The sequence below is a fragment of the Cupriavidus campinensis genome (assembly GCF_905397395.1).
In the GTDB taxonomy this organism is placed as follows: domain Bacteria; phylum Pseudomonadota; class Gammaproteobacteria; order Burkholderiales; family Burkholderiaceae; genus Cupriavidus; species Cupriavidus campinensis.
Genome location: NZ_CAJPVH010000130.1, coordinates 1 through 2,137, shown reverse-complemented (window position 1 = coordinate 2,137; position 2,137 = coordinate 1). Strand labels below are relative to the sequence as shown.

Here is a 2,137-nt window from a genome sequence, read left to right as displayed (position 1 = left end):
CGCGGTCCAGCGCGCCCAGCGCCCGCCGCGTGCCGGCATGTCCGCGCCCGGCGCCCGCTGGGCCGGGTCGGGGCTGTCCGTGGAGCGCCGCCCCGAGGACGCACCGGCCACCGGCTTCGGCCTGATGGGCGATACGGTGCGCGAGGAGCGCTACCTCCAGGTGCTGCACCCGGTGCCGGCCGTGCTCGCGCGCAATGCCGACGAGGTGCAGCGGGCCTACCAGGAGTACCAGGAAAAGGCGCTGGGCCGCACCGGCCTGCGCAAGATGTACATCGGCACGCTGACCCTGACGCTGTTCCTGGCCGTGTTCATCGCCGTGATGCTGGCCCTGCTGCTGGGCGGCCAGCTGGCCCGGCCGCTGCTGATGCTGCTGCAGGGGACCAAGGAGGTGGCCGAAGGCGACCTCTCGCCCAAGCGTGAACTCAAGAGCCGCGACGAACTGGGCATGCTGACGCAGCAGTTCAACGCGATGACGCGCCAGCTGTCCGAGGCCCGCATTGCCGTGGAGGAAAACCGCACCGCGCTCGAGCAGTCGAAGGCCTACCTGGAAAGCGTGTTGCAGAACCTGACCGCCGGCGTGCTGGTGTTCGACCGGCGCTTTGCACTGCTGACCGCCAACCCCGGCGCCGAGCGCATCTTCCGCCAGCCCTTCGCGGGCGTGCTGGGCCAGCCGGCCGAGCAGATTCCGGGGCTGGGCGAGTTCACCGAGATCGTGCGCCAGGCGTTTTCCGAGCAGAACACCAGCGAAGTGCTGGGCGGCGCGCGGCACTGGCAGAAGCAGATCGAACTGCCGCAGGGCGACGAGGAACAGCCGCTCACGCTATTGGTGCGCGGTGCCCACCTGCCGGGCGGCAGCCGCGACGAGCCCGGCTACGTGGTGGTTTTCGACGATATTTCCGATGTGATCTCGGCCCAGCGCTCGGTCGCCTGGGGCGAGGTGGCGCGCCGGCTGGCCCACGAAATCAAGAATCCGCTCACCCCGATCCAGCTCTCGGCGGAGCGCCTGCAGATGAAACTTTCGCCGAAATTGGAGACTTCCGATGCGGAAGTGCTAAAGCGCGGGGCCGCAACGATCGTTAACCAAGTGGCGGCAATGAAACGCATGGTGGACGACTTCCGCGATTACGCGCGCACGCCGCCCGCCGTGGTGCAGACGCTGGCGCTGAATCACCTGGTGGCAGAAGTCTTGCATCTGTATGGGATCGACGAGCCCGGGGTGCATGAGCATCCCGTGATCCATTCGGCGCTGGGGCCCGATTTGCCCGAGATAAAGGGCGATCCGACCCAGTTGCGGCAGGTGATCCACAACTTGCTGCAGAATGCGCAGGATGCGGTGGCGGACAACGTGGCGGCCGGTAGGGCGGCGCCCCATATCACTCTGCACACCGAGACTGTAGAATACAAAGATTCTGCCGGCGAAGACCGGCAGGCCGTCAAGCTGTCCATCGCGGACAATGGTCCCGGATTCGCACCCCGAATTCTCAGTCGGGCGTTCGAACCGTATGTGACCACGAAAGCCAAGGGTACGGGTCTCGGGCTGGCGATGGTAAAGAAGATCATTGACGAACACGGCGCGCGCATCGAATTGCGCAATCGCATGGATGGCGCCGAGATCATCGGGGCGCAGATCTCGATCCTGTTCGTTAAACTGGCATAGTCAAACTGCGTCACCGTCCGGTGGCGCTGCGGTGGGGTTAAGAGGGGAAGTATGGCAACCATCCTCGTAGTCGACGACGAAATGGGCATCCGGGAATTACTCTCGGAGATCCTGAGTGACGAAGGCCATGTGGTCGAAGTGGCGGAAAACGCCCAGCAGGCACGCGAGTACCGTGCGGCCGGGACGCCCGATCTGGTATTGCTCGATATCTGGATGCCGGATACCGATGGCGTCAGCCTGCTCAAGGAATGGTCGGCACAGGGTTACCTGACGATGCCGGTCATCATGATGTCCGGCCACGCCACGATCGACACGGCCGTGGAGGCCACGAAGATTGGCGCGTTGAACTTCCTTGAGAAGCCCATCGCGCTGCAGAAGCTGCTGTCCGCCGTGGAGCAAGGCCTGGCGCGCGGCATCGAGCGCCCGCGTACGGCGCCAACGGCGGCCAGCGCGGCGCCTGCCGCCACCGCTGCCACGGGC

2 protein-coding genes are annotated in these 2,137 nt (G+C 65.8%); both read left to right on the top strand.

The window, feature by feature from the left end; all coding sequences use genetic code 11:
- Positions 1-1,657 (top strand): sensor histidine kinase (locus KHO18_RS28120; protein WP_211944307.1); only part of this gene is annotated, 1,657 nt, incomplete at its 5' end.
- Positions 1,658-1,708: 51 nt separating this feature from the next.
- A partial coding sequence (locus KHO18_RS28115; RefSeq protein ID WP_244845165.1) for a response regulator occupies positions 1,709-2,137 on the top strand: 429 nt, incomplete at its 3' end.